The 26,742-nt window shown below is 63.0% G+C and carries 21 protein-coding genes and 2 pseudogenes; 13 read left to right on the forward strand and 10 right to left on the reverse strand.

Translation table 11 applies throughout. The annotated features are described in order from the left end of the window. Positions 1-211 precede the first annotated feature (211 nt). Complete coding sequence (locus tag EH209_RS15060) at positions 212-592, forward strand: hypothetical protein (RefSeq protein ID WP_126663708.1); 381 nt, start codon at positions 212-214, stop codon at positions 590-592. A gap of 294 nt (positions 593-886) precedes the next feature. On the opposite strand, the gene EH209_RS15065 is transcribed toward EH209_RS15060, so the two are convergent. Further along, positions 887-2,578 carry an aldehyde ferredoxin oxidoreductase family protein gene (locus EH209_RS15065; protein WP_126663709.1) on the reverse strand — a complete coding sequence of 564 codons (1,692 nt, stop codon included), beginning with the start codon at positions 2,576-2,578 and terminating at the stop codon, positions 887-889. A 239-nt stretch (positions 2,579-2,817) separates the two neighbouring features. Between EH209_RS15065 and EH209_RS15070 the strand changes: the two are divergent. Continuing rightward, positions 2,818-3,389 (forward strand): annotated as a pseudogene (locus EH209_RS15070) (DUF2391 domain-containing protein). Between the two features lie 132 nt (positions 3,390-3,521). On the opposite strand, the gene EH209_RS15075 reads toward EH209_RS15070, so the two are convergent. After that, the gene (locus EH209_RS15075) at positions 3,522-4,226 is read right to left on the reverse strand and encodes a ferritin-like domain-containing protein (RefSeq protein WP_126663710.1); all 705 of its coding nucleotides are present in this window, start codon (positions 4,224-4,226) and stop codon (positions 3,522-3,524) included. Positions 4,227-4,689: 463 nt separating this feature from the next. Between EH209_RS15075 and EH209_RS25120 the strand changes: the two are divergent. The 3 genes and pseudogenes from EH209_RS25120 to EH209_RS15090 form a co-directional block, all read left to right on the forward strand. Next, a pseudogene (locus tag EH209_RS25120) lies at positions 4,690-5,390 on the forward strand (VOC family protein); the annotation flags it as partial. A 316-nt stretch (positions 5,391-5,706) separates the two neighbouring features. Next, a complete protein-coding gene (locus tag EH209_RS15085; RefSeq protein ID WP_126663711.1) occupies positions 5,707-6,279 on the forward strand; it encodes a magnesium transporter in 573 nt (190 codons plus the stop codon). Beyond that, the gene (locus tag EH209_RS15090; protein WP_126663712.1) at positions 6,276-6,878 is read left to right on the forward strand and encodes a magnesium transporter; all 603 of its coding nucleotides are present in this window, start codon (positions 6,276-6,278) and stop codon (positions 6,876-6,878) included. Before EH209_RS15085 ends, EH209_RS15090 begins: the two co-directional genes overlap by 4 nt. Before the next feature lie 31 nt (positions 6,879-6,909). On the opposite strand, the gene EH209_RS15095 is transcribed toward EH209_RS15090, so the two are convergent. From EH209_RS15095 to EH209_RS15105, 3 genes are all read right to left on the reverse strand, one after another. Further along, positions 6,910-8,853 (reverse strand): cation:proton antiporter domain-containing protein, encoded by a 1,944-nt coding sequence (locus EH209_RS15095; protein ID WP_126663713.1) that lies wholly within the window; start codon positions 8,851-8,853, stop codon positions 6,910-6,912. Positions 8,854-9,022: 169 nt separating this feature from the next. Then, on the reverse strand, positions 9,023-10,978 hold the full coding sequence (locus EH209_RS15100) for an AMP-dependent synthetase/ligase (RefSeq protein WP_126663714.1): 1,956 nt from the start codon (positions 10,976-10,978) through the stop codon (positions 9,023-9,025). Positions 10,979-11,155: 177 nt separating this feature from the next. Next, a complete protein-coding gene (locus EH209_RS15105) occupies positions 11,156-12,082 on the reverse strand; it encodes an MBL fold metallo-hydrolase (RefSeq protein WP_126663715.1) in 927 nt (308 codons plus the stop codon). Positions 12,083-12,295: 213 nt separating this feature from the next. On the opposite strand from EH209_RS15105, the gene EH209_RS15110 reads away from it, so the two are divergent. After that, positions 12,296-13,576 (forward strand): sensor histidine kinase, encoded by a 1,281-nt coding sequence (locus tag EH209_RS15110; RefSeq protein WP_249038812.1) that lies wholly within the window; start codon positions 12,296-12,298, stop codon positions 13,574-13,576. Between the two features lie 14 nt (positions 13,577-13,590). Here the strand turns inward: EH209_RS15110 and EH209_RS15115 are convergent, their stop codons facing one another. After that, on the reverse strand, positions 13,591-14,502 hold the full coding sequence (locus EH209_RS15115; protein WP_126663716.1) for a cation diffusion facilitator family transporter: 912 nt from the start codon (positions 14,500-14,502) through the stop codon (positions 13,591-13,593). Positions 14,503-14,714: 212 nt separating this feature from the next. Here EH209_RS15115 and EH209_RS15120 point away from each other — a divergent pair, with 212 nt between their 5' ends. Beyond that, positions 14,715-15,128, forward strand: coding sequence for a CrcB family protein (locus EH209_RS15120; RefSeq protein WP_126663717.1), 414 nt, complete (start codon positions 14,715-14,717; stop codon positions 15,126-15,128). Next, positions 15,125-15,487, forward strand: a complete 363-nt coding sequence (locus EH209_RS15125; protein WP_126663718.1) for a fluoride efflux transporter FluC — start codon at positions 15,125-15,127, stop codon at positions 15,485-15,487. Before EH209_RS15120 ends, EH209_RS15125 begins: the two co-directional genes overlap by 4 nt. A 49-nt stretch (positions 15,488-15,536) precedes the next feature. On the opposite strand, the gene EH209_RS15130 is transcribed toward EH209_RS15125, so the two are convergent. After that, positions 15,537-16,658: an SDR family oxidoreductase gene (locus tag EH209_RS15130; protein WP_126663719.1), complete on the reverse strand. Its 1,122-nt coding sequence runs from the start codon at positions 16,656-16,658 to the stop codon at positions 15,537-15,539. 378 nt (positions 16,659-17,036) lie between these two features. Here EH209_RS15130 and EH209_RS24130 point away from each other — a divergent pair, with 378 nt between their 5' ends. After that, positions 17,037-17,177, forward strand: a complete 141-nt coding sequence (locus tag EH209_RS24130) for a hypothetical protein (RefSeq protein WP_164722059.1) — start codon at positions 17,037-17,039, stop codon at positions 17,175-17,177. A gap of 13 nt (positions 17,178-17,190) precedes the next feature. Here the strand turns inward: EH209_RS24130 and EH209_RS15135 are convergent, their stop codons facing one another. Next, positions 17,191-18,399 (reverse strand): potassium channel family protein, encoded by a 1,209-nt coding sequence (locus EH209_RS15135; protein WP_126663720.1) that lies wholly within the window; start codon positions 18,397-18,399, stop codon positions 17,191-17,193. A gap of 141 nt (positions 18,400-18,540) precedes the next feature. Here EH209_RS15135 and serS point away from each other — a divergent pair, with 141 nt between their 5' ends. Further along, on the forward strand, positions 18,541-19,920 hold the full coding sequence (serS, locus tag EH209_RS15140; RefSeq protein WP_126663721.1) for a serine--tRNA ligase: 1,380 nt from the start codon (positions 18,541-18,543) through the stop codon (positions 19,918-19,920). Positions 19,921-20,187: 267 nt separating this feature from the next. On the opposite strand, the gene EH209_RS15145 is transcribed toward serS, so the two are convergent. Further along, a complete protein-coding gene (locus EH209_RS15145) occupies positions 20,188-22,374 on the reverse strand; it encodes an elongation factor EF-2 (RefSeq protein WP_126663722.1) in 2,187 nt (728 codons plus the stop codon). Between the two features lie 337 nt (positions 22,375-22,711). On the opposite strand from EH209_RS15145, the gene EH209_RS15150 reads away from it, so the two are divergent. From EH209_RS15150 to EH209_RS15160, 3 genes are all read left to right on the forward strand, one after another. Further along, complete coding sequence (locus EH209_RS15150) at positions 22,712-23,482, forward strand: DUF5781 family protein (protein ID WP_126663723.1); 771 nt, start codon at positions 22,712-22,714, stop codon at positions 23,480-23,482. Positions 23,483-23,614: 132 nt separating this feature from the next. Continuing rightward, on the forward strand, positions 23,615-24,328 hold the full coding sequence (locus EH209_RS15155) for a DUF7504 family protein (RefSeq protein WP_126663724.1): 714 nt from the start codon (positions 23,615-23,617) through the stop codon (positions 24,326-24,328). 184 nt (positions 24,329-24,512) lie between these two features. Continuing rightward, the gene (locus EH209_RS15160) at positions 24,513-26,483 is read left to right on the forward strand and encodes a DUF434 domain-containing protein (protein ID WP_249038813.1); all 1,971 of its coding nucleotides are present in this window, start codon (positions 24,513-24,515) and stop codon (positions 26,481-26,483) included. A 3-nt stretch (positions 26,484-26,486) separates the two neighbouring features. Here EH209_RS15160 and EH209_RS25255 read toward each other — a convergent pair whose 3' ends face one another. Beyond that, positions 26,487-26,612 (reverse strand): DUF7503 family protein, encoded by a 126-nt coding sequence (locus EH209_RS25255; RefSeq protein WP_449271920.1) that lies wholly within the window; start codon positions 26,610-26,612, stop codon positions 26,487-26,489. Positions 26,613-26,742: the final 130 nt, after the last annotated feature.

Below are 26,742 nucleotides of genomic sequence, written 5' to 3' on the forward strand. Positions count from 1 at the left end.
CGTGCGAGGGATGAGTGAGCGACCAACGTGAGCGAACGAATCGGCTGGGGAGGGCGTGGCGATCCCCGTTGCCACGGTGGCAGAGAAACCGGCTTTGACGGCTTCACAACGCTCGAGACCGTCATCGACGAATCATCGAGTACCGAAGACAACCGACTCGAACCCGCCGTACGACCGGGTATTTAGATAGTTCGAGAACGACGAGACACGTATGAGCGCGCCCTTACTGGCAATCATCGTGGGGATCCCCCTCGCCTGGCACCTCGGGCTCACGGCGGTGGCCTACTACGACGCGGGACGGGTCGGCCTCGAGCCGCCGAAAAAGTGGGCGGCCATCACGTTCTGCATCCCGCTCTTCGGCTTCTTCATCTATCTCTTCGAGCGCAGCGAACTCTCTTACGAACCGGATGACGACCCCTACCGCGGAAACAACTTCAACATCCACCCCTCGCGGGCCGACGACGCACCGCTGCCCTCGCGCGGCGACGACCGACTATCGGTCGACGAGGACAACTGGGACGAGACGGCCGGCGAGGACCCGCCTCGAGACCGCGCGGAGCAAGGGGGCGACGGTCCGCGCGACGGCCGGTAGCGGGTCACCGCACTCGAGCAGTTAAAATAGTGGGACTGATCAGACGAACAGTCATTCCGTCGTGGGCGAAGGAACGACTGTCCCGCGGAGACCCTCGATTGCCACTCTCTGTTCGTGTCCGTGGGATCCACCTCCCGCTGCGCTGTTTTGCGTCGTGAGACTGCACTTGCTCGAGCGATCGAGTTCGAGGCGAAGACGCAGTCGCTGACAGCAACGCGGTCGCAAAACAGTACCGCGACTTCGAACAGAAAACGACGAATCGTAATAGTCGCCGTTGCGGAGCCCGCTAGTCCCTCAGTCGTCGGCCGGCGCCGCATCGAAGTCGGCACCCTCGAAACGGTCGGCGGGGACCGTCCCATCGTCCTCCCAGCCGCGTTCGTCGTAGTACTCCTCGAGTCCCTGCTCGAAGTCCGGAATCTCGTAGGGGAGGGTATCGTCGCTCCGGTCGAAGCCGCGCTGATTGTTGAAGTGGCGCTCGAGGGAGACGACGGTGCCGCCGAGTGCCAGCAGGTCCTCGTAGTCGGCGTCCAAGAGGATCTCGAAGCGCTCCTCGGTAATGAAGTCCCGCGAGAACTTACAGACGACGGCGCTGTCCTTGATGGCGTTGATGTTCTCGTGTTCGACGATCGCCGGCGGCTTGCCCTCCAGACCCGACTTGTCGAAGGCGTCGTCGGCGTCGACGAGCGGGTACTCGTAGGGGTAGAACTCGGCGTACATGTGGTCGGCGCCGCGGTTGGAGGTGGCGAAGGAGAGTCCCTGGCCGTTCAGGGTGCGGCCGTCGTGGGCGGGGAACTCCATTCCCTTGACGGTCCAGTTCTCGACGCCGAGGTCCTCGTGGAAGCGGTCGATCCCCTCCGCGAGCTGGTCGCCGACGCCCTCGCGGTAGGCGATCTTCTCGACGAGTTCGTGGATCAGATCGACGTTGCCGAACTCGTCCTCGCTCGCGAGGTAGGCCGCAACAGCGTCGCCGGCCGAGATTGCGTCGAGGCCGAGTTCGTCGCATAGCTGGTTCGATTTCATCACGTCGACGATGTCGTCGACGCCCGAATTGGGGCCGAACGCCATCAGGGTCTCGAACTCCGGGCCCTCGGTTTCGACGCCGGATTCCTCGTCTCTAGTCGGCAGCTTGCAGGCGAACGCGCAGGCCGAACAGGTTCCCTTCTTGTACTTCTTCTCGGCGACGCGGTCGCCGTTGACGCCGTCGATCCCCTCGAAGGAGAGCTCCGAGAAGTAGTAGCTGGGCAGCGCCTCGACCATGTTAGCGTACTCTGTGACGGAGGTCGTCCCCGATTCCTTCATCGGGTGGTCGGCTTGGGCGGCCTCGCCGTGGATCTCCATCTGGACGGCCGGAATCTCGACCTCGTTAGTCGAGTCGCCGTCGAAGGTGATCGCCTTGATGTTTTTCGCGCCGAGGACGGCGCCCAGTCCGCCGCGGCCGAAGGCGCGCTCCTCCGAAGTCATCATCGAGGCGAAACGGACCTCGTTCTCGCCCGCGGGACCGACGACGACCGTGTGCTCGGACTCGAGGTCGTGTTCGGCCTCGATGTGCTCGCAGGTCTCGGGTACCGTCGCCTGCTCGAGGTCGGGAACGTCCTCGAACTCCACGCCCTCGTCGGTGACGTGGACGATGACGAGGTCGTCGCTCGCGCCAGTAACCTCGACGGCGCTGTAGCCCGTTCCGGTGAAGTTCCGCGAGAGGAAGCCGCCGGCGTTCGAGGAGAGCAACCCGTCGGTCAGCGGCGAGACGCTCGTCGCCGACATCCGGCCGGTGAAGCTCATGGTCGAATGCTGCATCGGGCCCGTCGCGAAGAACACACGGTTGTCGGCCCCAAGTGGGTCGACGTCGAACGGGATTCGATCGTGTGCGAGTTTCGTCCCGAGTGCGCGGCCGCCCAAGAACGACTCGAGGAGGTCGTCGATCTCCTCGGTCTGCATCGTCCGCTCCCCGACGTCGATCGTGCACAGCGGTCCCTGGACGTGTTTCATATGAGTGGTATTACATTCCGCGGGTGCAAAATGGTATCGGTTCCTGTTACAGCCGTACATAGATAATGAATATATCGGGGACAGAAACCGATACGCGACGGCTGGCCGATCCCGGGCCGAGCGGCCTCGAGCAGTCGTGGTACCCGGGACGCGTGCCGTTCCCGCCGTTCCCTCTCGAGGGACGGTGCCGAAAGGACGCGTCCGACGTACTTTAGCACCGGTAACGTGAGAGACCGCGTATGTCTGCATCGGAGGGTCAGTCGGACGACCCGACGTTGGACGATCTGTACGAGCAACTCGAGGCGTTAGAGGAGACGGTCGACACGGCCGACGAGCGGACGGAAGTGCGTCGGACGCGACGGCTCGTCCACCGACTCTCGAACAACGCGATGGTCGGCAGGGTGATCACGCGGTTCACCCGCAAGGACAAGGCCGAGGCGTTCGTCGGCAGCGTCGTCGTCGGTATGCCGATGCTCGTCGAGGACGGCGTCTTCGAGATTGGCCGGTTCCTCGCTGCGCACCCGCCGCTTTTCGCCGTGAACATGGCACTAGCGGTCGCGTTGGTCGTCGGCATCCTCTACGTCGCCGACTTCCGAGAGATCCAGATCCACAACCCGTACTTCGGCGTGATTCCGCGCCGCCCCGTCTGGGTGTGTGGAATCGCCTTCGCGACCGCGGCCGTCCTGATGACGCTCTGGGGGCGAATTGCGTGGGACGAGCCCTGGGTTAATCTCTGTCAGGTGTCGGTCGTCTTCACCGCGATGGCGCTGGGCGGCTCGCGGGCGACATCCTTCCCGGCGAGTCGGAGTGAATGCGAGATCGTTCTCAGCCCGCTCACAGCCGTTCCGGCGGAGCTAGCAGTAGTGATCGGCACGGCTGAGAGAACGAGCAGTTTCGAACCGACAAAGAATTGCTACGGTCGTCAACGGTAACGGTTCGTGTCCTATTCGACGATAAAACCGCTTGCCAGCTCCAAGACCTCCGAGCGAGAGCGCGGATCGTCGAACGCCTCGGGGAATCCGATCTCACCGTTGAGCTCCCGGAGGAACGAGGCGTGTCTGGCTTCGACGCTGTGGATGCTGAGCGCCGGCGGAACGAGTTCGAACGTATCGATGTACGGCGCAGCACCGGCGTACGCCGAGACGCCGATGTCCTCGAGCATGGCAGCGGTAGCGATGAACTCTGCCGGGTCCTGAACGGCCGTCCCGAAGTCGAATTCCGGACTCTGGGCCGGTTCGCCACCCAACGACTCCACGGTCTGGCCGAGGACTTCCGCGTGCGTTATCTCGTGGTCTCGAACGACGCGGAGTCGATTGACGACTTGATCCTGAATCGGACCCCTTCCCTCGAACTGTTGTTCGAGGGCCGATTCGTCGATATTACGGAGACCGCGGGTGTAGAACACCGCTTCCAAGTACTCAAGGGTGAGAGCGTAGTTGAGGATCTCGATGTCGTTCTCGAATTCGTCGGGGACTGCTTCGGGTGGTTGGTCTGCTGGCTCGTCCTGTGTCGTATCGTCGGCTCCAGCGTGATGGTCGTCTCCGGACGCCGCTGCGGTTCCGACAGCTCCCGTCGCCAGTACACCGGCGAGTCCACTAAGAACGGGTCGCCGACCGAGGTCAAAGCGATTTGAATTGTCGTTGGTCATAGTGTGGGACGCTCCCGGATCAATACCCCTCGAGACATCGCTAAATATCGAGGAATCGTTTCTGTGTCCAACGTACAGTTCCCTATAGTGGTTCTCGTATCGCACTACGGCATCGCGTCGACAATCAGCGTATTTGGTATGGCTAGCCAGACGATATCAGATAAATACACACCTACTCAACTATTTCGGGGGTATACGTACGTCTCCAAGAGACGTATCCGGGGCCCATTCGAGAGTCAGAGATCTGTTGATCCGTATTCCTTTGATTGACGCACTCTCGGACGGGTTTCCCGGCCTCTCCGAGAGGAATTGCGCTGGTTCGTACGCGGCTGTACTTCCCGAACCGACCGATTCAGTTTCGGAACCCGATTTGAATAATGAAATCGTATTACCGTCGACTAACCGACAGCCATTCCCCTTAGTCTGGTCGCAGCAGTTCCGGCTCGTCGTCCGGCAGGTACGTCTCGTCGTCGAGGACACCTCTCTCCTCATCTTGGAGGGGAGGGAGATGGACACCAACGACACAGGTCAGGTGCTGGGCTCTTTCACAACGCGTTTCGGGTCCCCTCGCGTGAGGCGCTGGGTGACGCGTTAGCTCGCATTCGGGAGCACTGGCAGCTCGGCGGCGCGTCCGACCACGGTGTCAGCGAGGCGCTGTACCTGACTGACCCGGAGGACAACGGCATCGAGATCTACCGAGATCGTCCTCGTGAGGACTGGCCTCGCAGCGGTGACGGGAACGTTCGTATGGGAACGTATCCCCTCGATCTTGAAGCGGTGGAAGGTGCTGCCGCTGGTGACTCAGGATTCCCTGCCGGAACGGACATTGGGCACGTTCACCTCGAGGTGTCCTCGCTGGAGGCGTTCCGTGAGTTCTACGTGGACACCGTCGGGTTCGAGGTACAAGTGGACGAGCCAGGCGCAGTATTCGTGTCTGCTGGGGGCTACCACCATCACATCGGTGCGAACACGTGGAATCGTCGGTCCAGACCAGTCGGCGGCAGCGGGTTCTCCTGATTCGAAGTACTTCTTCCCGACACAGAGGCCCTCGACGCAATCCAGGCCCGAATTGCAGACGGTCAGTATCCGGCAACTGAGACAGAGAAGGGCATCGCGATCACAGGGCCAGACGAGATCGAGGTGCGGTTCCGAATCGAAACGTAGCTTCTAGCTCCGTTCTACGCATTCTTATGAATATCAAAATTAGCTGAGAGAACGATTGGTGGTCAAGACGCAGATGGTACTGAATCGATCGGTCCAACTTCAGCCGTTGTTCTGAATACCGAAACCAGAGTATCGACGACTGCTATAGCGCGCTGGCGAGCGACGTGACGAGTGGAACTGGTTCGTCACCACTCACTGACGCGGCACCGCTCTGTCTCTCGAGTCGTTCGCGATCCGATGGCAACCCACGAATGGAACAAGGCGTGACCGTCGGAGAGACCAACGCTTAATGCAGCGGCCACAGACCTTCAGACAGATGCTGGGCCAGGACTCGGCCATCGACGTCTATAGGCAGGCGCTACCGGTCATCCTCGTCAGCCTCGTCGCGGGACTGTTCTCCGGGACGCTGCTGGGCACCGAGACCATGCGCGAGGGGATCGAGAGCGTCCCCGGAATCCTGCTGTTGCTGCCGGCCTTCCTCGCGACGCGGGGCGGCGTCTACGGCTCGCTGGGCGCGCGCCTTTCGAGCGGTCTCCATCAGGGGCTGATCGATCCCCACTTCGAGTGGAACGATCGCCTGCGAAACGCCATCGTCGCCTCCTTTTGCAACGGGATGATCGTCTCCGTGTTCATCGCGGTGCTGAGCTGGGGCGTGTCGCTCGTGCTGGGTCGGGAGGCGCACCTCCTCGAGTTGCTCATCGTCTTGATCGTCGCCGCCCTGCTCTCCGCGTTCGCGATGCTGGGGGTGTTGCTGACGGTGATCTTCAAGGGGTACCGCCGCGGTCTCGATCCGGACAACGTCATCGGCCCGGTCGTGACGACCGTCGGCGACGTCTTCGGCGTCGCCTTCCTGCTGATCGGCATCTGGGTCGCGGGGGTGGTGTTGTGAGCGCCGGCGGCGACGAGCCGACGGAGGAACTCCCGCAGGAGAACCTTCCTCACGAGTGGACCGTCAGCGGAATCGTCTCGACGCTCGTTCCGCTATTGCTCGCGCTGTCGATCCTGCAGATGGTCTCGGGGACCGTCCTCGAGTCGTTCGAGGAGCAGTTACTGTCGTACCCGTCGTTGCTCGTTCTCGTGCCGGTGATGATCGGCACGGCGGGCAACCTGGGATCGATCATGTGTGCCCGACTGTCGACCCAGCTCCACCTCGGGACGCTCGCGTTCTCGCCGACTAACCCCGACATCCGCGCCAACGTCGGGGCGATAATCGGACTGGCGGCGACCGTCTTCGTCCTACTGGGGTTCGCCGCGTGGGGGATCGGACGAGTGCTCGGCGGGAGCCTCGGGCTGGGGACGCTGTTGGTGATCACGATCGTCAGCGGGATGCTGCTGGCGATCTGGGTCGTCCTCGTCAGTACGGTCTCGGTTTACCTGTCCTATCGACTCGGCTACGACCCCGACGACACGACGATCCCCGTGGTTACGAACGTCTGCGACATCACCGGCGTGTTGATACTCTTTGGCGTGGTCACGGTCGTGCTGTGACTACGATACGGATCAGTGTCCATCCGGTGGCCTACACGGGCGTTCCACACTGTTCGATCGCCTCGCGAACCCCCTCGCTCCGACCGATGAGCGTAATGTGATCGCCCTTCTGAAGTTCGACGTCGGGCGTCGGCACCTCGTCGGTCCCGTTCCGGCTCACCAGCGCGATGAGGACGCCATTCGGTAACTCGCCGCCGATGTCGGCGATCCGCTTGCCCACCAGATCATCGTGAGTCACCTCGATTTCCTGCACGTCGCCGGACCGGCCGAGTTCGGACATCCAGTTCGAGAGTGCCGGCCGTTCGATCTGGTTGTCAATCGCCCACGCGGTCGACTCGGCCGCCGAGATGGTCTCGACGCCGAGATCCTCGAACGCCGGCGCGTTCGAGGGCTCGTTCGCCCGGACGATTACCTTCTGTACGTCGAAACTCGACTTCGCGAGTTGGGCCACGAGGAGGTTCGCGTCGTCGTCGCCAGTCGCTGCAACGATGGTCTTGGCGTTCTCCGCGCCAGCCTCGCGTAACACGTCAATGTTGGTTCCGTCGCCCTCACGCGCGGTAAACCCGTCATTGCGGAGCTGCTTGAGGACTGTCTGGTTGTCCTCGATGATGACTACGTTTTCGCCGCGCGCTTCCAGTCGTTCTGCCAGCGAGCGACCGACGCGGCCGCCGCCGACGATGAGTACACGCATTGGTATCACGTCCAGTTTTTCCGCGATCTGTCTAGCGAACCCTCCCTCGAGGACGACCGTCACGAAGATGACGAGAAAAACGGTCCCGACAAGCAGGTCTGCACTGGCCTGACTTCCCTCGTTCTGCAGTCGGATCGCGAACAGGGTCGCGACCGACGCCGGGATGATTCCACGCGGGCCGACGAAGCTCATGAACAGCGTCTCCTGAAACGTGAACCGGTCGCCCCGAGTCGAGAGAAAGACGAGTAGCGGCCGCAAGATGAACATCACGACCGCGACGACGGCCACGCCGCCGAGGCCGAGTGCGAACAGTTGGTCGAAGTTGAGCAGCGCTGCGAGCGTAATGAAGACGAACGAGAGAACGAGCAGGGTAATATCGCCCTTGAACGCCTCGATCTCCTTCTCGTAGGGGAGGTTAGCGTTCCCGAGGATCAGTCCGGCTGTCGCGACGGCCGCAACGCCCGCCTCGTGGAAGATAGAATCGGCTACGCCGAAGGCGATGATCGCTCCCGCCAGGGTGATCAACCGCGCGTTCCGCGGTGCGTCGTCGGGCGAGATGTCGACGTACTGGATCACCGCCCAAATAATCGCGGCGACTATGAGACCGACGAGCAGACCCGTCCCGAGCCGTTCGGCGAACAGCTGGAGATAATTCGGTGACTCCTCTTTGACGACCATTGCCTCGAACAGCACGATCGCGAGAATCGCCGCCGTCACGTCGTTGACAATACCCTCCGTCTCGAGAGCGGCTTCGACTCGGTCGCGGACGGGGACGACCTTCAGAATCGGCGTGATGACCGTCGGTCCCGTTGCGACGAGGAGTGCGCCGATCAAGAGTGCGAGATCCCAGTTTGCACCGAGGAAGAACCGAACCGAAGTGGCAGTTCCCAGTAGTGCGATCGCTGCTCCGATCGTTGTCAGCCGTAGGACGGCCGACGGCGCTTCCCTGATCTTGTCAATCTTGAGGTGGAACGCGCCCTCGAAGACGATTATCGCGACCGAGAGACCAACGATCGTGGAGAGTGCGGGACCGAACGTGTCTTGAGTGACAAACGGTTCCATCGTTGCGATCCCCTGCGGGACGTCATCGGGGCCGACGATCGTCTCCACGGCTATCGGGAGCCACTTCCCGATTCCCTCCGGCCCCAGAAGGACACCCGCCGTGAGCAGGAAGATGATGCTCGGAACCTGAAACCGTGCCGAAAGGAGCTGTGAGAAAACGCCGAGGCCAACGATTGCGGCGACCAGTACGAGTAGATCGCCGCTGGCTCCTGCGGCCGTCATAGTCGAAACTGGTAATCTGCGGACGGTCGACACGACGATGCTGCGATCACGACCATTCGTATCGACAGAATCAGTCCAGCCTGTTAACTCCTATGAGAATCGTCTCGATACCCGGGGATCTGTGCTACGACATCACGAAGCAATTCGAACCGCGCCTGTCCGATAGCGGTCAGCTCTCGGCGTAGATCCGCTCGACGCGATCCTCGAACCAGTCGAGGATGACCCGGCGCTTTTTCTTCATCGTCGGGGTCAGCATCTCGTTCTCCTCGGTGAACTCCTGTGGGACGAGTTCGAACCGCTTGATCGTCTCGTGTTTCTCGAACTGCTGGTTGACGCGGTCGACCTCCTTTTGAATGTGCTCGCGGACGCGCTCGTCGTCGCACATCGCCTCGAGGTCGTCGGGCAGGTCGATCCCCTCCTTGTCGGCCCACTCGTGAATATGGGTCGTGTTGGGGACCAGCAGCGCGCCGATGAACTTCTCGCCGTCGCCGACGACCATCGCCTGCTCGACGACCTCGCTGGCCGCGAAGGCGTCCTCGATCGGCCCGGGCGCGACGTTCTTCCCCGTCGAGAGGACGATGATCTGCTTGAGCCGGTCCCGAAACTCGAGGTAGCCGTCGGGCCGGCGGTGGACGATGTCACCGGTGCGGAACCACCGGGTGCCGTCGTCGCCTTCCGTGAACGCGCCCTGGGTCGCGCCGGGCTTGTTCCAGTAGCCCTCGGTGACGCTCGGCCCCGCGACGAGGAGTTCGCCGACCTCGCCGGGATCGTCGTCGAACGCTTCCTGATCGGCGACGGTTTCGTCGATCCGTAGGTCGACGTTAGACACCGCCGGTCCGATGGTGCCGATCTTCGCGGCGTCTGGCGGGTTCGTTGCGACGACCGGCGAGGTCTCGGTCAGCCCGTACCCCTCGAAGATGGGCAGTCCCATGGCGTGATAGAGCCGACAGAGCTCCGGCGAGAGGCTGCCGCCGCCGCTGATCAGCAGATCGATGTTCCCGCCCAGCGCCTCGCGAACCGTCGAGAAGACGAGTTTGTCGGCGATGGCTTGCTTGGCCCGGAGGAGCGGCCCGGGCGAGTCGGCCTGCTGGTACGCGACGCCGACGTCTGTCGCCCACTCGAAGATCGTCTGTTTCGCGCCGGACTCGCTGGCCTGCTCGCGGATGCCGTCGTAGATCTTCTCGTAGACGCGGGGGACGCTCGTGGCCGTCGTCGGCCCGACGATACTGAAGTCCTCCTGGAGCGTGTCCGGGTTCTCAGCGTAGGCGATACAGGAGCCGCTGGCGAACAGCACAAAGTGACCCGCCGTCCGCTCGAAGACGTGGGCCAGCGGCAGGTACGACATCGCCAGCGACTCCTCGTCTAACGTCGGCACGTCGTCCCGGTCCGGCCTTCGGGCGAACCGCTTGCGGATCGCGTTGACGTTCGACCGGAAGTTCCAGTGGGTGAGCCGGACGCCCTTCGGCTGGCCGGTCGTCCCGCTGGTGTAGATCAGGCTCGCCAGATCGTCCAGTTCGACCGCGTCGAGGCGCTCCTCGTAGGCCTCGAGGTCGAACGTCTCCGCGCCGCGGTCGTAGACCTCGTCTAGGGTGTAGATGTCGTCGCGGTCGTCGTAGCCGTCGATCTCGTCGATCGAGACGACGAACTCGATCTCGAGTTCGTCCTCGACTTCGAGGACCCGCTCGAGGAGCGCTTCGTTCTCGACGACGACGGCGTCGGCGTCGGGGTCGCCGAGCAGGTACTCGACCTGTTTCGGCGAGGAGTTCGTGTAGACGGTCGTGACGGCGGCGCCCGCGCTGAGGAGGGCGAAGTCACACTGCGCCCACTCCATCCGGGTGTTCGAGAACAGGCCCACGCGGTCGCCGGCGTCAATACCGAGGTCGTGAAAGCCCGCCGAGAGCGTGCGCACGATATCGCGCATCTCCGCGTAGGAGAGCGGACGGAACTCGCCGGGAGTTGCAGGCCGGATCACCGAGTCGGTCAGCGATCGATCGTAGACGCCGCCCTTGTACCGCTGGGCCGGCCGGTTCGCGTTTCGCTCGGCCGAGCGTTCGAACATCCGTCCGAGCGTCGTCTCCCGGATCGTCTCGTCCTCGTACTCTCGTTCCGCGTCCCGCCAGTCCATATACGCGTGACAGTACCTCCCGAGCGATAAAACGTGCTAAAACTGCGGTCAGGTACCCCGCAGCGCAGTTCGGTTCCCGAATCGCGTCGAGAGCGGCTGTACGGGCCGATCGATCGCCCACGACGAAAACTCGCGACGGGTTGGTCGCTCCTCGATCGTCGATGGACGCGAGTCTGCTCAGTCGCGCTCGTCGAGGTAGCCGAGGACGCCGCGCGCGTTCATCGCGGCCTCGGCGCCGGCCTTGCGCTCCCCCCAGACGTCGGCCATCTCTTCGGAGTCGGCGAAGTAGTCGATCACGGCCGCGTCGTCCTCGAGTTCCGCGCGCTTCGCCGCAACGGTCGCGACCCACTCCTCGAGGACGGTCGCGTACGTCTCGAGTGCGTCCGCGGCGTCGTCGCCGACCGCTCGGGGGCCGAAGTGCGTGTAGAGGAGGACGTCTGGGTCGATCGATTTCAGGGTCTCGACGTCCTCGAGACACTGCTCCAGGTGGAAGTCCGACGGCGGCGAGGTCTCCCGAATCTCCTCGGTCTCGGGAACCCAGATACCCGCGGCGTCGCCTGTGAAGACGGCGTCGTTCGCGGGGTCCTCGAAGACGACCTGGTGGAAGGCGTGGCCCGGCGCCTCGTGGACCCGCAGTTCGTGGGTCCCGAGGTCGACGACGTCGCCGTCCTCGACCTCGACGATTCGGTCCTCGTCGATCGGCTTCGGTTCGACGTAGAACTCCCACTGGTCGCCGACGGCGGCTTTCGTCCCCTCGACTAGCCGCGTCGGATCGACGAGCAGCCCCGCGCCCGGCGACGGAACGTAGACGTCCGCGTTCGGACACGCCTCGGCGAGGTAGCCCGCGCCGCCGGCGTGGTCAAGGTGGATGTGCGTGACCGCGACGGCCGCGAGCTCCTCGCGGTCGATGCCGAGCTCCGCGAGGGCTTCGAGGATCAGCTCGTGGTTGGTTCCGAGCCCGGTCTCGACGACGGCGGGCCGGTCGTCGTCGACGATGTAGACGGCGCCGTACTCCGGGGTATCGTACATTCCCGTGTCGATGTAGTAACAGTCCGTACAGTCGCCAGCCGTCACCTCGCGTACCGCACCGATCTCCGTGGCCATACTGGTATCCCGTCAGCGCCGGAGATAAAGGCTGTCCCCGGCCCGCGACCGACGCCGATCGGTCGCGTACGGTAGCTGAGGGTCATCGTCGCCGCGAGACGCCGGTCAGTGGTTCGGCCAGACTAATCAAAGTCGTTACAGACTTTACACCGGCCTGCGTTGGCTATCGCAGATGCCGTTACGGTCCGCAGGTGGTTCGTCGGAGGGGGGAACATGAGCGGCGCGGCGAGGCGCCGACGGGTGGAGGGGTCGGCACGGGTGCTTCCCCGGGCGGTCAGCGGGCTCGGGCTCCTGTCCGCCGGCAGTTTCGTCGCGTGGTGCCTCTGGTTCCGTTCGCTTCTGTCCCCGACGGCCGTCGTCGTCGGGTTCGCCACCGTTTTCCTCCCCGCGCTCGCGCTCGTCTGGGCCGGGTTCCAACTCGCCCGGAGCGGTATCAGCCGCGACCGGTACGGACGAGTCGTTCGGTGGTCTTTCGGTGGCGCGATCGTCTTTCTGGCGGTCAACGGCTTCGTCATGGCGTTGTTCCCCTGGAACGGCCTTGCCGGTAACCTCGCCTGGGCGCAGTTCTCGCTGAATTCGGGGGGCGGGGCCGGCTTTCTCGTCGGCTACGTCGAAGCGCGAGCGATCCAGCGGGAGGTCGAGGCGACGGCAGCGGTCGCCCGCGCCGAACAACTCGAGGAGGACCGCGAACTGCTCACGTATCTCAGCGACCTCCTGCGCCACGAGGTGTTGAACAGCACCCAGATCATCGGCGGCCACGCGACGTTGCTCCTCGAGGAGGCCGACGACTCGACGCGAAAGTCGCTCGAGACGATCGACCGCGAAAGCGAGAAATTGACCGACGTGATCGACGACATCCGCGCGATGTTGAACGCGACGCAGCCGTCGGCGGGCCGCGCCGTCGTCGCGCTCGACGGCGTCCTGTCCGACGAGATAGCGGACGTAGAGCGGCGGTTCGACGACGTCGAGGTCGAGGCGTCGATTCCGGACGGCGTGCGCGTCGAGGGGAACGAGGGGGTCGGGTGGATCTTCGCGAACCTCCTCGAGAACGCCGTCGAACACAACGACAGCGAGTCGCCTCGCGTCGAGGTGACGGTCGTGACGACGGACGAAACCGTTACCGTCCGGATCGCGGACGACGGGCCCGGCATTCCGACGCCCGTCCGAGAGACGCTGTTCGACCGACGGACCGACAACCACGGGCTGGGGCTGTACCTCGTCCGGATTCTGGCGACGCGGTACGGCGGGCGCGTCGATCTCGCGGAGACCGGACCCGATGGGAGCGTCTTTACCGTGACGCTATCGCGGGCCGGCGACGGGCGAACCGCTGAGCCCCCGGATCGTCGCCGAAACGGCTTTCGTCGCCGGCGGGAGCCGAGAACGGGAGTCGACGACGGAGACGATCTCCGCCGATCAGGAACCGACCGAGACGAAACCGAACGAACGAGACGGGATCGACCGGGCGCGATCGACTCCGCCGCGGGACGGTCCTGAAATATCGTCGCCGATCACCGCTCGTCGAGTCGCTCCTTCCACTCGCCGATCCCCGACGGGTCGAGGTGGACGTGGGCGTCCCCGACGTCCTCGAGGTCACGCACTCGGTCGACCAGATCCGACTCAACGTCGTGGGCCTTCCGGAAGGGCATGTTACCGTCGACCTCGACGTGGACTTCGACCTCGAGGACGGTGCCATCGTAGAAGACGGTCAGATCGTGGACGCCCTGAACGTCGGGGTGGCTGCGGAGGGTCTCGACGATTTCCGTCCGTTTCTCGGGGCTCGCCGCGGCGCCGATGAGGTAGTCGACGTTCTCGCGGCCGATCTCGACGCCCTGATAGACGACCAGCAGGCTGACGAAGCCGCCGGCGATCGGATCGAGCAGCGGCTGGCCCAGCAGGACGCCGACGACGCCCACGACGGCGGCGAAGGAGGTGTAGATGTCGTTGAGGCAGTCGACCGCCAGGGCCTTGAGCGCGGTCGAGTTCAGCGCCTCGTTGATCACCGTCGTGTAGCGGTAGACGAGGTACATATCGATGATCGAGAACGCGAGCGCCCCGAGCAGGAGCGGGCTGAACTCGACCTCGACGCCGTAGAGGATGCCCTGCGCGGACTCGTAGAGCAGATTCAGCCCGAGGAGGGCGATAACGGCCCCGACGAACAGCGCCGTCAACGGTTCGATCCGGTCGTGGCCGTGCGGGTGGGTGTCGTCGGGTTCGTCGTAGGAGCTGCGACCCCAGACGAGCACGACGAGGCTCGCGATCAGATCGGCGATCGAGTGGGCCGCGTCGGCCAGCAGGGCGACGCTGCCGAAGAGCAGCCCCGCGGCTCCCTCGACGACGATCTTCACCGCGTTCCCGAGGACGTTGACTACCGCCGCGCGCGTAAAGCCCCGCTGCCCGCTCCCGGCGCCGTCGGTGGCCATGGCTCGGTCTAGAGCCAGTCTAACCTTGGCTCTTTTCCTTCCGTCGGCGGCGGGAGCGACGCGGCGCCGGTCCGAACGCTCGAGGCGTCGTTTCGCAATCCTGATGCCGATCGTGTGAGAACTCCCACCGTCTTCGATTCGACGGTCGGACCGTTCGTCGATCGCTCGGCGGCTGACCGGGCTCGACGACCGACCGTCCCCACCGGCCACTCATGACCGCTGACAATCCGTTCGGTCGCCTCGAGACGCTCGCATTGATCGCCGTCGGAGCGTTCGCCGGGGCGAACCTCCGCTTTTTCGCGATGGGGTTGGGATCCGACGTTCGGGCGGTGCTTGCGGTCAACGCCCTCGGAAGCACCGCGCTCGGGTTCATCGTCTACGAAGCCGAGTACGCGGGACTCCTGGGCCGACGGTCGCGGCTCTGTCTCTCCACCGGCTTGCTCTCGTCGCTGACGACCTACAGCACGTTCGCGATCCAGACCGCGCTGGCGGCCGATCCCGTCGTCCTCGCCGCCATCGTCGCCGGCAACTACGGGTTCGGCTTCGCGGGCGTCCTCGCGGGGCGAACCGTCGCGCGTCGACTCGGCTCGGTCCTCGAGCCCGAAACGGGCGGTGAGACGGCGTGACCCTCGAGCCGGCACTAGTCGTTGGAATCGGCGGGGCGATCGGCGCCGTGCTCCGGCACTTGGTCTCGCTCCGGTTGGCCAGCGAGCGGTTCCCGTGGCCCACGCTGGCAGTGAACGTCCTCGGGAGTTTCGGCTTCGCGCTTGCCCTCCTCGCGGGGGCCGGCGAGTCGGCGCTCCGACTGGTCGGGACCGGGATCTGCGGCGCGTTCACGACCTTTTCGTCGTTTTCCGTCGAGACCGTCGGGTTGTACGAGCGCGGCGACCGGCGCCTCGCCGTCGCCAACGCGGCCGGCAACCTCGCGCTCTCGCTCGCGGCGATCGGTCTCGCGTGGGCGATCGTCGACATCGGGCCGCTGTGATCGACTCGAGCGATCCGAGACACGTCCGCAGAACGGAACCACGAACCGATCAGAGACGCGGCCTCTCGAGGCGACGCTCCTCCGCGTCCGCTTCCGCTTTCGATTCCGCCGCCGCGGCGTCGCCGCTCGAGTCGCTGCTTGAGTCGCCGCCGTTGCGCAGCAGTCTGTACCCCGCGTAGACGGCCCCTGCGACGAGTCCGGCTCCGAGCGCGCTCGAGCCGGGGAGTTCCCGCCGCTGGCGGAGTCTCGTGTAGAGGCTCGTCTCGGCGACGTGGCCCTCGTAGCCGCCGCGTTGCTCGAGGCTTCCGGTCGGCTCCTCGAGGCCGTCCGGGGCGTCGGGACGCGGCGGATCGCCGGTGCGCTGCTGTCGGTAGAAGACGGTCTCCATGACCTTGTCCATCAGGCGCGCGGCGTGCTGTCCGAGGACGGTCATCTGCTTGCCGCCGGCGCCGACGGTCACCTCGTGCTGGGGGTTCTCGGCGGCGTGGAGGATGGCCCGGCCGACCGTCTCCGGCGCGTAGACCGGCGCCGGCAGCGTCGCTTCCTCGTTCATGTGATTCTTCGCGTGATCGGGGAACGGCGTGTCGATCGCGCTCGGCTTGATCAGTGTCACCGAGACGGGCGCGTCCTCGCGCTCGAGTTCCATCCGTAGCGTCTCGGTAAAGCCCTTGACCGCGTGTTTGGAGGCCGAGTAGCTCCCCTGCAAAAGGACGGCGCGCTCGGAGACGATGCTACCGACGTTGACGATCGCACCCTCCCGGCCGCTGGATTTGAAGTGATCAGCGGCCTCGAGCGAGCCGTAGAGCAGCCCCCAGACGTTGACGTCGAACTGGTCGCGCATCTCCTCGATCGGAACGTCCTCGAGCTCGCCGTAGATGGAGACGGCTGCGCCGTTGACCCAGGTGTCGAAGCCGCCGTACGTGTCCTCGGCGACTCGCCGAATCTCGCGGACGTCGTCGCGGTCGCTGACGTCGGCGACAACGGACGTCGCCTCGCCGCCGTCGGCCTGGATCTCCGCGGTCAACTGCCGGAGGGCGTCCTCGCTTCGGGCAGCGACGACGACGCTGGCGCCCCGGTCGGCGGCCATCCGCGCGGTCGTCAGCCCGATCCCCGAGGACGCGCCGGTGATCACGATCACCTGCTCGTCGAGCGGCTTCAGCTCTGGGTTCATGGTTCGTCCCCGTACTACGGGCTCGATCGGCCTTGCACTCGGCCCCTGTATGGGCATGGCCGCGGCAGCCGGAGGGGCTCCAGCGGACTCGAGCGGAGACGTCGGCCTCGTCGACATCGAGCGGCGACGTCGGTCGGCCTCGAGTGACGGACTATCGGCCGCGCCGCGAGTCCGACGTCGGGTCTGCGTCAGCTACGCGTCAGACCGTCAGTCGAACGTCTGACTGAATTTCAAGTGTCCGACCGTGGGCCCGGTCTGTATGGACCCTGCCCCACGACCCCGTCGAGATACCCGACGCCGAACGGACCGAGACGCCCGGTTCCCACCGCACCGAGACGCTCACGCGCGAACCGAACGCCGCGAACGGAGGCCGGGTCGATGATCGGCTTCCTCAGGACGATGCCGATTCGAAAAGGAAGCGAGACGCTCGTCCCGTTCGCACTGGCCGCGGTGATCGCCATCCTCGGGGCCCTCGTCTACCTCGAGCTCGTGACCATGCTGCTCGAGTACGCCGACTGAGCCGATGGACCGGTCAGGACTGTGCGAGGTCCTCGAACGCAGCCGCGGACGTCCGCGTCCCCTTCGAGATGAGGACGTCCCCGCCCTGTAGTTCGGCGTCGGCGTCGGTGACCAGCAGCCAGCCCTCGCCGGGCCGCCGAATCGCGATCACTGACATGGTCGACTCGACGTCCGGAACGCCGCTGGTCACGGCGATGCCGTCGAGGTCGCTGCCGGGCTCAACCTCGACGCGCGTGATGATCTCGTCGCTTTCCTGGACCGCCAGCTGGACGACCGGATGGACGTCGATATCCCGGAGCACGCCCTCGCTGATGTCGATCGCCGCGTCGCTGATGGCCTCCGTGCTGGTTCCCAGTCGGATCAGGCCGCGCAACACGACGGGGTCGTCTGCGTCCGCGGCCGCCCGGAGTGTCCAGGCCTCGAACCGCGACTGCATGGCATCGACCTCGACCTCGAGGTTGCGCACCTCCTCGGCGAGTTCGGCGCTGTCGAACAGCACGCTGCTGTAAGCCAGGTCGACCGCCAGCTCCGAGAGGTTCTTCATGTGGATGATGGTGTCCACCGCCCGCTCGAGGTCGGGAATGCCGGGGTCGTCGACCGACGGCGACTCGTAGATGTCGCCGGTCACCGCCTCGCAGACGTCGCCAATCGACGGATCCGGGCCGCGCAGCAGCGCAATGTCATCGCTCTTGACGGTCGTGTTCGGACCGGGGTTGAGCAGCCACTCGTCTCCGCGGCGCAGGGCGATGATGCGGACGCCCGTCTCGGACTCGAGGTCGATGTCCTGGAGGGTGCGATCCGCGTAGACGGAGTCGGGATCGACGACGCCCCGGACCAGCGTCTCCGCCGCTTCGGGCAGCGCCGCGCGCATGGCCTCGGGCAGCCCCATCTCCTCTAAGACGATCTTGGCGATGTCGCCGGCCGCATCGCTGATCTCGTCTGCGGCGGCGACGATCCCGAGGACGGGGGCCAACTCCTCCGCGTCGGCCGGCTTGCGGACGGCCATCATGAGGCTCATCCGCGCCCGGAGCTTGAGCACGTCCATCCGCTCTTCCAAGCGGAGCACTTCCCGCGCGAGGTCGGCGTTGCGGTGGAGGACCGCCGAGTACGAGAGGTCGATGAGTAGCTCCGCCGTGTCCTTCATCTCGACGAGCACGTCCTTGACGCTAACCGGCTCGTACTCGATCGATACCGACGACGCTTCACCCTCGAGCGGGTCCATAGCACGAACTCGGTTACGCGGCGAAAAAAGCGTTTCCCGCATCGACCGCCGCCACCGCCGGGCGGACGCGGCCGCGGCCCGCCGAATCAGCCGGACGCAGGTCCGACACGGTTTTGGCGGGGCACAGAGAACCCACGGGCAATGATCGATCGGACCTATCTGCGCGAGAACCCCGAGGAGGTACGCGAGGCCCTCGACGACCGCGGCGCCGACGTCGACCTCGACGAGATCCTCGAGATCGACGAGCGCTGGCGCGAGCTGAAGGCCCGCGGCGACGAACTCCGCCACGAGCGCAACCAGATCACCCAGCAGATCGGGGAGCTGGTCGCCGAAGGCAAAGACGAGGAACGCGAGGAAGCGATCGAACAGTCCACGGAACTCAAATCGGAGATCGAAGACGTCGAGACCGAAGCCGACGAGCTCAAGGACGAACTCGACGAGCGGCTGCTCGAGGTTCCCCAGATCCCCGACGAGAGCGTGCCGCTCGGCGTCGATGAGCGACACAACGTCGAGGACCGGCGCTGGGGCTTCGACGACGCCCATGATCTGCCCGACGAGGTGATCCCCCACTACGATCTCGGCGAGGAGCTCGACATCATCGACGAGCAACGCGCCGCCAAGACGACCGGCTCCGGCTTTTACTTCCTCAAGGGCGAGGGCGCCCAACTCGAGCACGCCCTAATCCAGTTCATGATGGATCTCCACCGTGAGCAGGACTACGTCGACCTCTTCCCGCCGATCCCGGTCAAGAGCTCTTCGATGCGCGGCACCGGCCAGCTGCCGAAGTTCGCCGACGACGCTTACCGGCTGGGGGGCAGCAACGAGGAGGACTACGAGGACGACGATCTCTGGCTCTGTCCCACCGCGGAGGTGCCGGTCACCAACATGTACGCCGACGAGATCCTCCTGCAGGACGACCTTCCGCTCAAACACCAGGCCTACACGCCGAACTTCCGTCGCGAGGCCGGCGAGCACGGAACCGAGACTCGCGGCATCGTCCGCGTCCATCAGTTCAACAAGGTCGAACTCGTCAACTTCGTCGAACCCGAGGAGAGCTACGACCGCCTCGAAAACCTTCTCGACGAAGCCGAAGAGGTCCTCCGGCAACTCGGCCTCCCCTACCGCATCCTCGAGCTCTGCACCGGCGACCTCACCTTCGCTTCGGCCAAGACCTACGACATCGAGGTCTGGGCCCCCGGCGACGATATGGACGACGGCCCCGAGGAAGGCGGCCGCTGGCTCGAGGTCTCGTCCGCGTCGAACTTCGAGGACTTCCAAGCTCGACGGGCCGGCCTCCGGTATCGCCCCGAGCGCCACGAGTCGGCGGAGTACCTCCACACGCTGAACGCCTCGGGGCTCGCGATTCCGCGCGTGATGGTGGCCATCCTCGAGTACTACCAGAACGAGGACGGCACCGTGACGGTCCCCGAACCCCTACGGCCGTACATGGGCGGTCAAGAGGTCATCGAGGGCCACGAGAAGGTCGGCGAGAGCGCGCTCGGTGCCGGCGAGCGGGAGTAAGCGCATCTCGGCGTCTGGCAGTACCTCACTCTTTAAACGCTTCTCAGATCCGCTTCACTCGTTCTCGCTGCGACCGGCGAGCCGCTCGATTTCGATTCACACCGGCTTCGATCGAGCGGCGGCAAACCGAGCGACTCGGCGACACTTGCATGGGTTCTCGAGGTTACCTCGTCGGATTCGAGGAGCGACCGATCTGTCGAGAGATGGAGCCGGCACTCGAGGCGAAAAATAACGGAAGAAATCGCGGTTACGAGTGGCGAGTCGACTCTACAGGTAGTCGATGCTTGGCGGCAGCTCGAGCTTCATGCCCTTGCGCTCGCGGATCTCCATGATCTTGTCGCGCTGGAGGGAGTCGGACATGACCTCGAAGCCGGCGTTCTCCGTGTTCCAGGAGGCGCGACCTTCGGTCGCGGAGCGGATGTCGCTCGCGAATCCGATCATCTCGCCGACGGGCGCGATACCCTCGACGACCATGAGGTCCCCTTCCTGGTACATGTCGTCGACGCGGCCACGACGACCCTGGATCTCGCCGGAGGCGGCGCCCATGTGGTCGTTGGGCACGTCGATGCGGACGTCCTGCATCGGCTCGAGCATCTTGATCTTCCCGTCGATCAAGGACTTGTGGACGGCCTCGCGGGTCGCCGGGATGACCTGTGCCGGACCGCGGTGGATGGTGTCCTCGTGGAGCCGGGCGTCGTGGAGGCGGATGAGCGTCCCCTGCACCGGCTCGTTGGCCAGCGGGCCGTTGTCGAGGGCTTCCTCGAGACCCTCGACGACGAGTTCCATCGTCTCGTTGAGGTGCTGGATACCCTTCGTGTCGTCGATGAGGATGTTCGTCCCGTGGATGTGCTCGACGTTCTGGGACGTGTCCTTGTCCATGCCGGCTTCCTGCAGGGCCTCGCGGCGTTCCTGCTCGGGCATGTCCATCGAGGCCTCGCCGAGCTGGATCGTCTCGACGAGGTCGTCCGTCATCGGTTCGATGGAGATGTAGAAGCGGTTGTGGCGGTTCGGCGAGATGCCCTCGACCTCGTCGCTGGGGTTCTGGGGCTGCTCGCGGTAGACGACGATCGGCTCACCAGTGTTGACCGGAATACCCTGATTCTTCTCGATACGCTGAGTGATGACCTCGAGGTGGAGCTCACCCTGTCCGGAGATCAGGTGTTCGCCGGTGTCCTCGTTGATGTTGATCTGGATCGTCGGGTCCTCCTTGGAGACCTGTCGGAGCGTCTCGATCAGCTTCGGCAGGTCGTCCATGTTCTGGGCCTCGACAGACTTCGTGATGACCGGCTCCGAGATGTGTTCGATCGACTCGAACGGGGTCATCTCGACGCTCGAGACGGTCGAGCCGGCGATGGCGTCCTTGAGGCCGGTGACGGCGGCGATGTTCCCGGCGGGAACTTCCTCCACTTCCTCGCGCTCGCCGCCCATGTAGATGCCGACGCTCTGGACGCGGTTCTTGCCCACCGTTCCGGAGACGTACAGCTCCTGGCCCTTCTCGAGGGTACCCGAGAAGACGCGGCCCGCAGCGATTTCGCCGGCGTGGGGGTCGACCCCGATGTCGGTGACCATCAGCACGACCTCGCCGTCCTCGTCGACGAGTCGCATCGATTCGGCGAGGTCGGTCTGGTCGTCGCCGCGCCAGACCCGCGGAATACGACGGGGCTGGGCGTCGATGGGGTTCGGGAAGTGCTCACAGACCATGTCGAGCACGACGTCCGACAGCGGCGTCCGCTCGTGGAGCTCCTGGCGCTTGTCCGCGCGCTCGAGTTCCATTATCTCGCCGAAGTCCATCCCCGTCCGCTGCATCGAGGGCATGGAGACGCCCCACTTGTAGAGCGCGGAGCCGAATCCGACGGTGCCGTCCTCGACAGAGACGGTCCAGTCGTCGATGTCGTCCATATCCTCGGTCATGCCGCGGATCAGCTCGTTGACGTCGCTGATAACCGACAGCAGGCGCTGCTGCATCTCTTCGGGACCTTCCTGCAGTTCGGAGATCAGGCGGTCGACCTTGTTGATGAACAGAGTCGGCTTGACGCCCTCGCGAAGGGCCTGTCGCAGCACCGTCTCGGTCTGGGGCATGGCCCCCTCGACAGCGTCGACGACGACGAGCGCACCGTCGACGGCGCGCATCGCCCGCGTCACGTCGCCACCGAAGTCGACGTGGCCCGGCGTGTCGATGAGGTTGATGAGGTGGTTGGTGTCCTCGTACTCGTGAGTCATCGAGACGTTCGCCGCGTCGATGGTGATCCCGCGTTCCTGTTCGTCTTCCTCGGTGTCCATCGCGAGCTGCTCGCCGGCGGTCTCGTCGGAGATCATGCCGGCACCAGCCAGCAGATTGTCGGTAAGCGTCGTTTTCCCGTGGTCAACGTGAGCGGCGATGGCGATGTTCCGGATGTTCTCCGGTTCGTCCATCAACCGTTCACACTCTTGGACGATCTTCTTGCGTCGGCCCATATACCCCCCATTACCGCCAGTGGGGTCAAAAGGGTAGTGTTTCGTCGCCGCCGGAATTCGTCGCGTTTCCCGGCTCCAGCGGTGGAATATCCAATTTGAGTGAGTGAATCCCTTACACAATTTGGTCGCTGTCAACCGGCCCGTCTACCGCCGAACCCGTCGTTCTACGCAGCAATCGTCAGCAAACTGTCTGATCCCGCCTACTCGCCCCTGCGAACCTGCCCGATCCCAAACTGGTTCGGAGTCGCAACCGCGCGCTACGTGGCACGCCGAGGTCGTCCGCCGCACGCGAACGCACAAAAGAGTCAAATCCTTCGACCCCTTGCTATCCGTACACATGAATATACGCGTACAGGGACCGGGACCGACTTCTCCATTCCTCAGCGCCCGCGACCTCTTCGAGACCGAGCATGACCTCTCGCTGCCGGTCGACGTCCGGCTCCGGGACGATCCCGACGAACGCACCTGGGCCGGTCACTACGACGATCGCCACGTCCTGAACATCTCGAGGCAGGCCGCCTCGAGTGCCATGGCCCGTGAACTGGCCCTCCACGAGTTCGCCCACATGGCCCGACACGAACAGGAACACCCCTCGCACACCCAGTCGACCGAGGAAGTGCTCTTCCTCGCGCTGGCCGGCAAGAGCGTTGAACGGCGGAAGCTCTCTCACTGCTACCAGATCGCCAACCACATGAAAGACATCTACGCCGACGACATCACGCTCGCGGTCGGCCCCGGCGAGAAACTCCTCTCCTTTCTCGAGTCGAGCCTCGCGATGGCCGTCGCCGACCGCCCCGAAACTCCGTCGCGGCCCGGTTTCAAGCGCCTCTCGGCGAGTTCGGATCCCGAGATTACGGCCGTCAACGCCGCGTTCGCGCTGGCACTGGCCGAGCGTCACGACTTAGTCGCCGACGACCACCGGCTATACGACCTCGCACACGCCGCCGCGATGGACGCCCCCAACGTCGATTTCGAGGGCTTCAAACGCCGCTTTCGGGAACTCGCCCGCGACCCGGATCCGAGTACCTACCGCCAGGTTCTCGTCGATGCCACTCGCTCGTACGTCAGTAGCCCGGAGTCGCGAGCGGACGGTCCTGCGGCGGACTGATCGACACCGACGCTCCGGCCGTAAAGCCGGTAGCCGATAGGGAGGCCGGTTCGGGCCGATTCCTCGCACGTCCAGCTTCGCTTCAACCCGAACATTTAATGTTTGATCCCGCTAACGGTCTAACATATATTGATGTTTTCGCGCAATGGCTGGGGTAGCGGGTCCGGGGACGAGCAGTTCACGGCGGAGCTATCGCAGCTGAAACGCCGGGGGGCGAGCGTGCTCGTTGTCGGAGCCGTCCGAACGGAACAGCGCCAGGAGGTTAGTCAACGCCTGCTGGGGCAGACAACGTCTCAGCCGCGTCGACGCGTCCTCGTCTCGACGACCGGCGAAAGCCACACCATGTCTCACCTCGCCGACGGCGACGAGTCAGCGACGACCGCACTCGTCAACTACGAGACTCAGTCTCGGGGTGCTGCCGCCGCTAACAGCGACTCGCAGTCGATGGAATCCGTCTCCGTGCAGTCCGACAACTCCCCGACCACCGTCGCCACACTCGCCGACCTCGGAATCGCCGTCTCGAACGCCATCGAGGAGTTCGAACGTGACGCCACCAGCCTCGCACCGGGTGAGCTTCGCATCGCCGTCGACTCGCTTGTTCCGCTCCTCGAGGAGTACGGCGCCGAACGCGTCTTCAAATTCGCCCACCTGACAAACGGCCGCACCCGAGACGCCGACGGCATGATCCACTACCATCTCCCGCTGGACCGCGACTCCGACGTCGTTTCGGTCCTGACGCCGGTGTTCGATATCGTCATCGAACTCCGCGATCGAAACGGCGTCTTCCAGGAACGGTGGACGATCAACGACGGCGACCACAGCTCCGGCTGGCTCTCGATCGGATAGTCGTAACGCCTCTCGATCGCTCGAGCGTCACGTCCACTATCTCCCGGGGCGACCGATCACAGTTTCCCTCTCACTTGCCGATGCTATGAAACCGAAATTCGAACCCCTCGACGACGGCCTCGAAATTATCGATCCGATCGAACGTCACCGGTATCGGCTGACGACTCACGAGCGAGTAGACCCGGTGCCAATAAGCACTGACGAGATTCCGTTTCCAGTTGATTCGACTGCTAAGATTTCGACTGAAACGATAACACTCCCGTCAAGCGACCTTCTTTATATTCGGGATCAGGATGGGTTGATGATCACCGAAGTGCAGCCGGACGAACAAGCATCATTACCGGAAGATCAGTATATCATAGACTTGTCCGGGCCTATGAAGATATATGCATACGTCGATTCGACAGTTAATGTTTATTCAGACAGCGAGCACACATACATTTCCTTTGACGATTCAACAACGGTTACTATCGGAGCGCGGTCTTTTCATACGAGACCTGCAGAAACAATCGTAACAACGACCGATCCAAGCGACGTAATGCGTGCAGTTACAGCGTTTGGGTCCGCCCTGAAGACGACAACCCCAGAACGATCGTACCCGACGCTACGAGGCCATCCACCAAAAATCGAAATTGGAGAGGAGTTCAAGGCCCCTCGCCGGTTAGAAGATCGTGATCCAACTGTTCAGATCGAAATACCGCCGACACTACGCCATATATTCGTTATCTCCCCACTCGCGTACTATCTCGGTGCGGAGGTTATCCCAGGAAAGAGAGCACAAATCCTCACTGACGATGGTACTTCACATCTATTAGATGACAAAGGCTTCGAGGAGAGCGTTGAACGAGTACTTAAGAAGATGTTCTTTTTAGATTGTATTGTCCGTACAGAAGGGTCAACGCCGTTACCGCTATACGAACGGCAGAAAGTCGAAAAGAAACTGGACTTCGATATCGCACGTGTATATAGTCAGTCACTTTCTCAACAACTTAAGGCCTATCTTGAAGTACCATTTGAAACGATAGAGTCGTGTCTCCCAGATTGGAGATTGGGCATTCATATTGAACCTGGCACAGAAATCATTGAATTTCTCCCCTTCCTCGCTAATGACCTTGCAATAGTCAAAATACAAGATAAAGACGAGCAATTAACGTCCTCGTCAAAAGGGCAGAGTGAAGCGATCGAAGAATTCGTGCGAGGAGGTGTTGATCAGCCGTCAGTTAAGATTCGAAGTTCAGAAACCCGTAGTGGGGATGAATGGAAATCACCGACACCGACGGTACGCCAGACGTGGAAACTAGGCGGAAGTTCTGCCGTTAAAAGCACGACACCACTCTCTGCATATCAGAATAATATCGGTCGGAGTCCGCGAGAGGACCCAATCGAAATTAAAGTTATTTGTAATGATCCAGATATGCGGGAGGAATTGGAGAAAGTAAATGGAGTCTATGGTACTCGCAAGGAGCTACCATTCGATGTTACTATTTACTACGACCTCTCAATAGAAGATTTTGAATCTATATTAGCAAGTAAAAGTGATTTTCTCCACTATATTGGTCATATAGATGGGGATGGATTCCAGTGTTCCGACGGTAAATTAGACGGTGCATCGATTGACTCTGTAGGAATGAAGGCGTTTCTACTTAATGCGTGTCAATCATACGAACAGGGGTTACAGTTAGTCAACTCCGGAAGTATCGGCGGAATAGTCACCTTTGATGAAATCGTTAATACTGGTGCAGTTAGTGTCGGTAGTATAATTGCACGACTCTTGAATCGAGGGTACCCCCTTCACGCTGCATTAGATGTTGCACGACACAAAAATGTGATCGGCAACCAATACCGGCTCGTTGGAAACGGGAAGACGACAATAACTCAATCAAAAACGGGAGGCCCTACCGTATGTTCAATAGACCGATCGAAAAAAGAAACACGTGTAACTATAAACACGTATACGACTTCGTGGGCAGGGAACGGGAGTATCTTCACACCCCACATAAATTCTGTAGACAAATATTATTTGAGCCCGAGAGAAACAAATCAAATTACAGTCTCTAATGGGGAATTAGAGGACTATCTTGCTAGAGAGCAAATACCAGTTATAACTAAGACTGGAGTTCGATGGAGCAAAAATCTCGCTGAAGAATTATTCTAGCGTCTACGGCCCGTGGTAGAATCCGCTAGAAGCAGCGGCGGAACCTGCTTGTGAAATCGCTAGCAAGATGGTGAACAAAACGCCGATCATTCGTGGGTGGTTCTTCAGGTACTGGGTTAGGTCGTCCATGGTACGCCTTAGACATACCTGCCGGAGGCTATAAATTTATTTTAATATATCAGATGAATAAATAATAGTGTTATTGATTAACACATCTGTTGGAAAATGGTTAAGATTTGACGATAGCTACGAAAGCGCT

It is taken from the genome of Haloterrigena salifodinae (assembly GCF_003977755.1).
Taxonomy (GTDB): domain Archaea; phylum Halobacteriota; class Halobacteria; order Halobacteriales; family Natrialbaceae; genus Haloterrigena; species Haloterrigena salifodinae.